The sequence below is a fragment of the Vibrio nigripulchritudo ATCC 27043 genome (assembly GCF_000222685.1).
Classification (GTDB): domain Bacteria; phylum Pseudomonadota; class Gammaproteobacteria; order Enterobacterales; family Vibrionaceae; genus Vibrio; species Vibrio nigripulchritudo.
In genome coordinates this window covers 1-7,494 of sequence record NZ_AFWJ01000099.1, presented here as the reverse complement: position 1 = coordinate 7,494, position 7,494 = coordinate 1, and the positions used below count along the sequence as shown (strand labels likewise).

6 protein-coding genes and 2 pseudogenes are annotated in these 7,494 nt (G+C 48.1%); 3 read left to right on the top strand and 5 right to left on the bottom strand.

Features of this window, described 5'->3' with window-relative positions; all coding sequences use genetic code 11:
- Positions 1-385, top strand: a pseudogene (locus RH89_RS09780) (hypothetical protein); the annotation flags it as partial.
- 156 nt (positions 386-541) lie between these two features.
- Positions 542-1,543: a LacI family DNA-binding transcriptional regulator gene (locus RH89_RS09775; protein ID WP_004401488.1), complete on the top strand. Its 1,002-nt coding sequence runs from the start codon at positions 542-544 to the stop codon at positions 1,541-1,543.
- Positions 1,544-1,624: 81 nt separating this feature from the next.
- On the opposite strand, the gene RH89_RS09770 is transcribed toward RH89_RS09775, so the two are convergent.
- The 4 genes from RH89_RS09770 to soxR all read right to left on the bottom strand — a co-directional run bounded on the left by RH89_RS09770 (position 1,625) and on the right by soxR (position 5,824).
- Positions 1,625-2,377 carry an SDR family NAD(P)-dependent oxidoreductase gene (locus tag RH89_RS09770; RefSeq protein WP_038145473.1) on the bottom strand — a complete coding sequence of 251 codons (753 nt, stop codon included), beginning with the start codon at positions 2,375-2,377 and terminating at the stop codon, positions 1,625-1,627.
- A 42-nt stretch (positions 2,378-2,419) separates the two neighbouring features.
- Positions 2,420-4,201 (bottom strand): IlvD/Edd family dehydratase, encoded by a 1,782-nt coding sequence (locus tag RH89_RS09765; protein WP_004401486.1) that lies wholly within the window; start codon positions 4,199-4,201, stop codon positions 2,420-2,422.
- On the bottom strand, positions 4,198-5,058 hold the full coding sequence (locus RH89_RS09760) for a fumarylacetoacetate hydrolase family protein (RefSeq protein ID WP_004401485.1): 861 nt from the start codon (positions 5,056-5,058) through the stop codon (positions 4,198-4,200). Before RH89_RS09760 ends, RH89_RS09765 begins: the two co-directional genes overlap by 4 nt.
- Before the next feature lie 337 nt (positions 5,059-5,395).
- Positions 5,396-5,824 (bottom strand): redox-sensitive transcriptional activator SoxR, encoded by a 429-nt coding sequence (gene soxR, locus RH89_RS09755; protein ID WP_004401484.1) that lies wholly within the window; start codon positions 5,822-5,824, stop codon positions 5,396-5,398.
- Positions 5,825-5,921: 97 nt separating this feature from the next.
- On the opposite strand from soxR, the gene RH89_RS09750 reads away from it, so the two are divergent.
- Positions 5,922-7,121, top strand: a complete 1,200-nt coding sequence (locus tag RH89_RS09750) for an MFS transporter (RefSeq protein WP_004401483.1) — start codon at positions 5,922-5,924, stop codon at positions 7,119-7,121.
- Positions 7,122-7,157: 36 nt separating this feature from the next.
- Here RH89_RS09750 and RH89_RS29885 read toward each other — a convergent pair.
- Positions 7,158-7,494: pseudogene (locus RH89_RS29885) on the bottom strand (flavin oxidoreductase); the annotation flags it as partial.

Sequence of the window (7,494 nt, the reverse complement as noted above, 5' to 3'; positions counted from 1 at the left end):
GCAAATCATTGGAGACGATTATCTTGTCACCAACCCAGCCTTGGTCAAACAGGCGATTGCAGACAAAGCGTGCAACGCCGTTCTGGTTAAGGTGAATCAAATTGGGACAGTGTCTCAGGCGATAGAAACTTGTCAGATTACCCTTCAATCAGGCTGGCGTCCTGTTGTTTCAGCGAGATCTGGAGAAACCGAGGATCTGTCCATTGTTGATTTGTCGGTTGGTCTGGGTGCTGGGCAACTAAAAGTAGGGTCGTTCTCCCGCTCTGAGCGGATGGCAAAGTGGAATGAATGTTTAAGAATTGAGGAACAACTGGCAGGGTCTGCTTCCGGATTTGTAAGAGGAATGCCGCTCGCAAACACGTGGTGGGGAGAAGGCAAGAAATAAGGTATGATTTCGGTTTTTAAGGTGCCACCCAGCACCTTAGACCCATCACAGTAAGTCAATGTTCAGACATAGCGTTTTAACTGGCTAGAATCAGCAACAACTTACTGCGATGGGTATTAAGATATCGAACATCCGAAACACAAGGAACTCGCAGCATTGAACAAGCGTGTGACGATAAAAAGTATCGCTAACGAACTCGGCATCTCTCATATGACGGTGTCCCGAGCGCTGGCTGACAGCCCGAAGGTAAAGCCAGACACCAAAAAGCTGATTCAGGAAAAAGCGGCGGAAATGGGCTATATCCCAAACCAGGCTGCCGTTTCGATCCGTGGAGGCCGTTCGGGTGTGGTTGGGCTTCTTATCCCAAACATCGAGAACGAGTTCTATGCTGCCATTGCCAATCAGATGTCGATCGAATGTGCTCGTCACAACCTGCAGTTAATGATTGGCTTAACTCAGGATGACCCTCAGGAAGAAGTCAGCGCCATCACGCGTTTACTGAAGCACAGTGCCATGTCTGTCGTCATGGTGCCTACTCCAAACGGAAGTGAAAATGCGGCTAAGCTACTCAGCGATGTCGATACCATTCAGCTGATCCGAACTCGCCAGAATATTGGTGAATCGGCAGAAATAGTGGTGAATGAATCGAACGCCTTTGAAGAAGCGGTAGTCACTTTGACAAAAGCGGGTTGCCAAAACATCGCATACATTGGTGGTCCCGGCGATCTCAGTACTGGACGGATTCGTCTGGAATCCACTCAATCCGCTTTAAAAAAGCAAAACCTGCCTTTAAATGAACACCTGACTAAACTTGGTGCCCCCTCTTTTGAATTGGGGCTGCAAGCCATGAACGAACTTCTTGAAATGGAAAAAACACCTGACGCAGTCATTACCGCGGGCTTTGAGATTTCAAACGGAGCACTGACTGCGTGTTTGGAGAAAGGCGTTTGTTTGCCTGAGTCGATGAGGTTTGTCGGTTATGGCGATCCTTCTTGGTATCAATGGGTAAATTCGGGCATCTCTACCATCAGTATTTCGATGCAGGACATCGTGGATCAGTGCATGACTTTGCTGCTCGATTATCAGTCTGGTCAGCGAATAAAATCCCAGTCAACGGTGTACGTTGAGGCCAGCTTGGTTCGTCGCCATAGCGCATAGCTTTTTATGATTTAAATACCGTAAGGGTGCGAATGTATTCGCACCCTTTTTAGATTTTGAATGAGAGTCGGTTAGCCAGCCCTAGTAGGTCGTTCTTCCCCCGGACATATCAAACGTCGCGCCAGTTGAGTAAGAGCACTCTTCCGAGCTTAGCCACGCCACCATTGCGGCGATCTCTTCGACACTGCCCATTCGACCCATAGGAATCTTCGCCAGCATATAGTCGATTTGTTCTTGCGTAACGTCTGCCAACATTTCAGTCTTGATTACCGCTGGCGTAATGGCATTCACCGTGATGTTACTGGTTGCCAGCTCTTTCCCCAAACTTTTGGTAAGTGCCAGCACCGCAGCTTTAGACACAGAATACGCAGAAGCATTGGGGTTGCCTTCTTTCCCTGCTACCGACGCGATATTCACTATTCTCCCGTATTGGTTACTTTCCATGTGAGGCACAATGGCGCGGCAGGTATGGAACACCCCATCCAGATTGACGCTCTGAACCTGTCGCCATACATCAAGCGGGTAATTGGTTAGGGTGGTATTGACTCCGGCAACCCCTGCACTGTTTACCAGAATACTGATTTTGCCAAATTGATTGACCACATCCTGCGCAGCCTGGCTGACTTGCTCGTAGTTGCTGACATCCACCACGTGTGTGCTGACATCGCCTTCATTACCTAACGCTTCTTTGGCTTGTTTCAGGTCTTTGTCATTGATGTCCCAGAGCGCTACTTTCGCCCCTGAACTTAGCAGCCTTTTTGCGACGGCCAGACCCATCCCTCGCCCGCCTCCGGTAATAACTGCACATTGGTCTTGCAGATCAAACTTGTTCATTGATGTATCCTTTCCTTCAATTTTTTTGGTCATTTCGACTACCTAATGGTTTTCTCTGGGCAGCCCTTTTGGTGCGATTTTTTGATATTTCACGGCAGGCTTGAGCACCATGCCTTCATCCAGCTGAGCCACCATTCCTCGTTGAATTTCCTGCCACGGTGTCTGGTGCGCCGGATAGGGATACCCACCTTGCTTTGCCAACGCAATTCGCCTTTGCTCTAACACATCTTCATCAACCAGCATGTCTGCACTGCCTCGTTCTAAATCAATACGAATGCGGTCGCCCGTTTGCAGGAGAGCCAACCCTCCTCCTACCGCAGCTTCGGGGGAGGCATTTAAAATGGAAGGCGAGCCAGATGTGCCTGACTGTCGCCCGTCACCAATACACGGAAGTGAATGGATTCCCTGTGAAAGCAAATGAGCTGGTGGATGCATGTTGACCACTTCTGCCGCACCGGGATAACCGATAGGACCTGCGCCCCGCATCACTAAGATGGTGTTTTCGTCCATTTCTTTGATGGATTCAGACTCCAGCTTCTGGTGGTAATCTTCTGGGCCATCAAAAACGTAGGCTTTTCCTTCAAACGCGTTGGGGTCGTCTGGATTGCTTAAATAGCGCTGGCGAAACTCATCCGAAATCACCGATGTTTTCATCATGGCGCTATTGAACAGATTCCCTTTTAGGTTGATAAATCCAGCGGATGAAAGAATTGGGTTGTTGATAGGGTGAATGACCTCATAGTTTTTGACATGACAGGACTGACAAAGCTCGCCTATCGATTGCCCGCTCACCGTTAAGGCATCAGGATTGGGTAAGCGATCCGTCTTTAACAGCTCGGAAATGACTGCCGGCACACCGCCCGCATGGTAAAAGTCTTCCCCTAAAAACTGCCCTGCTGGTTGAACATTACAAAGCAAAGGGATGTCGTAGCCGACACGTTGCCAGTCATCGTTAGTCAGTTCTATCCCGCAATGGCGGGCAACAGCATTGAGGTGGATAGGCGCATTAGATGACCCACCAATGGCCGAGTTGACCGCGATTGCGTTTTCAAAAGCGGCTTTGGTCATAACATCGCAAGGTTTAATGTCTTGCTCCACCAGTTCAACAATTCGCTGACCCGTGTTGTACGCCATCTGCCCGCGCTGACGGTACGGGGCGGGAATCGCAGCCGATCCAGATAGCTGCATCCCCAGCACTTCAGCCAGTGAATTCATGGTGCTGGCTGTGCCCATGGTGTTGCAATAACCCACAGACGGGACAGATGCCGTTGCCATGTCCATAAATTCTTCGTAATCAATTTCTCCGGTTGCCAGTTTTTCTCTGGCTGTCCAGATGACGGTGCCAGTACCTGCGCGTTTTCCTTCATGCCAGCCATTAAGCATTGGACCGACACTTAACGCGATTGCGGGAATGTTCACCGTCGCTGCTGCCATTAGCAGCGCTGGCGTGGTTTTGTCGCAACCAATGGTGAGCACCACACCATCCAGTGGATAACCATATAAAGATTCCACTAGACCGAGATATGCGAGGTTTCTGTCGAGTGAAGCCGTGGGGCGCTTACTGGTTTCCTGAATTGGATGCACCGGAAATTCCAAACAAATACCACCCGCTGCCACGATACCTTCCCGCACTCTCTTAGCTAACTCAACATGGTGTCGATTGCAGGGAGAGAGGTCAGAACCAGTTTGAGCGATCCCGATAATGGGTTTACCGGACTGAAGTTCTTCTCGCGTTAAACCATAGTTCAGGCAATGACCAAGATGCAGAGCCGTCATCCCCGGGTCGTCACTATTGTTAAACCATTGCTGAGAACGAAGCTTCATTGTGGATACCAGTCACTCAAAGGGATGACGGTCTGGCTTTGTTCTCCTAGCCCTTCAATGCCAAGGGTAACGACATCATTAATATTCAAATACTGCGGTGGCTTCATACCTGCACCCACCCCCGGCGGTGTTCCGGTACAGATAAGATCACCCGGCTCCAAACGAATAAATTCAGACAAGTAGCTGACAATGGTCGCGATATCGAAAATCATGGTGTTGGTATTGCCCGTTTGTTTACGTTCACCGTTTACGTCCAGCCACATCGAAAGCTCCCGAGCGTTACCCACTTCATCGCCAGTAACAATCATGGGACCAGTCGGGCAGAAATGGGGGAAACCCTTCCCTTTTGCCCATTGACCACTTCTTTCCAATTGCCAAGCACGTTCGGAAACGTCATTCACTAAGGTATAACCCAATACATGGTCCAGTGCGTTTTCTTTGCTGATATTCAGTGCGGTTTTGCCAATCACAACACCTAGCTCCACTTCCCAATCCAGCTTGGTCATTTTCGGTGAATAGAGAATCGGGTCATTCGGAGCGCAAAACGTGCCAGAAGATTTGTTAAACAGGACGGGTTCCGCCGGAATATCCATACCCGCTTCTGCTGCGTGATCGGAATAGTTTAGCCCTATGCAGTAAATGTTGTTTGGCTGGGTCATCGGAGTGCCGACTCTAGCTCCATCCATTGATACTTCAGGGAGTGCAGATAAATCTGCATTGGCTAATCGATGTTTAACTTCGCTCATGGTGTTCGGCGTATAGTCATGAATAATAGAAGACACGTCACGTGCAATTCCTTTTTCATCCAAAGCACAGGGAATTTCTTGTCCTTTGTCTCCAATTCTTAGTAATTTCATTGACTCAGCGTCTCCTTATTTAGCTGTTCTCACAAAGGGAAATCTGGCTCCGAGATAGAAACTCACAAACCATCAGAAGGAGCCAGACTTCGCCCTTTTTTCCTCATTGGCAAGCTTTTGATTCACGTACATTCACAAATTCAATCTTAAACTCACCATTAAATGTTCACGTGAACATTATTACTAACAAAAATATCACCAGTCAAGAATTAATCGTTCATAAAATCAGCAAAACGAGAGCTTACCGACCGATTGAGAAAAGTGCTAAGCAGGAAAAATAAAGGTGTGAGATGAATATTTAACAGACGATAAATGAGAAAGTGACCAGCCAAAAAACTTATTTTGTTAGCCAACTTTCCCCTTGATGATCTTGACCGTACTGATCTTGAGGGTTTCGGAGTGCGCAGGTTTCCAACGACAAACATCCGCAGCCAATGCACCCACCAAGATCGTTCTGCAGTGCTTGCAAGCTTCGTATTTTCCGATCCAGCATCTCGTGCCAGACGCTTGCCATTTCTTCCCACTGCTTTTTGCTGGGAGCCTGATGTTTGGGTAAATGTTCTAGCGCCTGCGAAATGTCTTCTAAAGACAGCCCAACCTGCTGAGCGGCTTTGATCACTGCGATTCGACGAAGCACACTACGATGAAACCGCCGTTGATTACCGGGGTTACGCCAACTGGATATCAGCCCTTTTTGCTCATAAAAGTGAATCGCTGAGACTTTCACCCCAGCCCTTTTCGCCACTTCCCCAACTCCGATATCCATATTTCTCCTCCACTTTTTTCAAAAAAGCGCTTTACCTCAACTTAACTTGAGGTTTTAGAGTAGCACGCAACAATTTCAAATTCACGGAGGAAAAACAATGAGAAATAAAACCCTTCCTTACTTGGCTGGTCGGTTTTTTGATGGTATTTCGTCAGGGCTTTTTATGATGGCACTGCCTTGGATTATTCTTTCAGAGCCTGATATGGGTACATTTGTGGCAATGACAGCGTTAGTCTGTACAACGACCTCATTCTTGGCGACCCCTTTCTTTTCAACACTGATTGATCGCCATTCTCGCAAGGCAATTCTGGTTATCATTCAGGCGATTCAGGCATCAACGGCGGCGCTGGTCTGTATCGCTTACAGTTTTGATTTAGGCTCACACTGGCTGTTGGCTGCAGCTCAGTTGGTTTTTTGGGTATCCAGTAATCTGGCTTGGGTAACCAATAATGCTTTTACTCAGGAAAACTACGAATCCCATGAGTATGCCTCCATCTCTGGCTATCAGGAGATCATACTTCAGGGCACAACGTTAGGGGCTGGCGCTCTGGGTGTTATCTTGCTGGAAAGGTGGGGAATGTGGGAGTTTTCGCTGTTCGCAGCCATCGCATCAGGCATCGCATCTGTCGCCTACTTTGCCACTCCTTACTTTAGAAAACTGCGTAAAACCCAGAAGCGTTCTTTTACCGATCAGCTAACAGAAAGTGTGTCTATATTCCGCGTCGCCCCCCGTTTTTACGCGTTTATTATGCTTTCTTGCCTGTCTTATCCAATCCTGACTTTCTTAGGAAAACTGGTTCCAATCTGGTTTGCAGAAGCTGGGATTTCGGGTGACTGGCTGGCGGCATACAACATCAGTTTTGGCTTAGGCTCATTGTTTACAGGTTTTCTGGTCAGCCGTGTTCTGGGGCAGTTTTCACATCAAGCCATCATGCAGTATTCCATGTTTATCGTGGCTTCGATGCTGTTTGGTATGGCGTTGTACGACAGCCCTCTCTATTTGGTGCTGTTCACCCTAGGGTTTGGATTCTTTAATGCTCTGAATCGCATCGCGCGAACCAATTGGTTACACCACACAGTGGAAGTGTCGCAACGTGGTCGGGTTGATGGAGGGCTGGCGTTGTTTTCAACACTTGTTCAGTCGTTAAGTTACACCCTGATTGCGGTTCTGTCTCATTACGACATTACTCGGTGGGGTTTTGTGATTGCGGCAGTATTGGTTCTTGTCGCCGCTGTCTTGATGAATGTACTGAACAGCAACGACCAGTTTGACCAGCACCCTGTTCCACAAAGTTAAAAATCTGACGGGGTGTCAAAGCACCCCGTTTAACCTTTATTTACCAGATGTATCTAATTCTCTTGGCAACAATTCTGGTTTGGCATAGCTTAAGCGAGATAACCGTTCTGCCGTGTGGTAGCTGTCTAATCCTGAAACAGCGACCAGGTCCAAAGTGTCCAAGTCGATATAGCCATCTTGCATAACGGCTTGCCCTTCAACACGAATCTCTTGCACTTCACCAATCACTAACTCGGTTTGGTTAACGCTCATGGTAGTGTGCTCGCACAAAACCATACCAATCTGCATCGGGCTTTCCTTTACATAAGGAGCTTTGATGACTTCACTCAACTCCGGGGTCAGCCCCACTTTTTCAAACTCCGATTCTTCTTTT

Coding starts and splice junctions, on each gene's coding strand:
- RH89_RS09770 (WP_038145473.1), bottom strand. CDS start 2,377: ATGAACAAGTTTGATCTGCAAGACCAATGTGCAGTTATTACCGGAGGC.
- RH89_RS09765 (WP_004401486.1), bottom strand. CDS start 4,201: ATGAAGCTTCGTTCTCAGCAATGGTTTAACAATAGTGACGACCCGGGG.
- RH89_RS09760 (WP_004401485.1), bottom strand. CDS start 5,058: ATGAAATTACTAAGAATTGGAGACAAAGGACAAGAAATTCCCTGTGCT.
- soxR (WP_004401484.1), bottom strand. CDS start 5,824: ATGGATATCGGAGTTGGGGAAGTGGCGAAAAGGGCTGGGGTGAAAGTC.
- RH89_RS09750 (WP_004401483.1), top strand. CDS start 5,922: ATGAGAAATAAAACCCTTCCTTACTTGGCTGGTCGGTTTTTTGATGGT.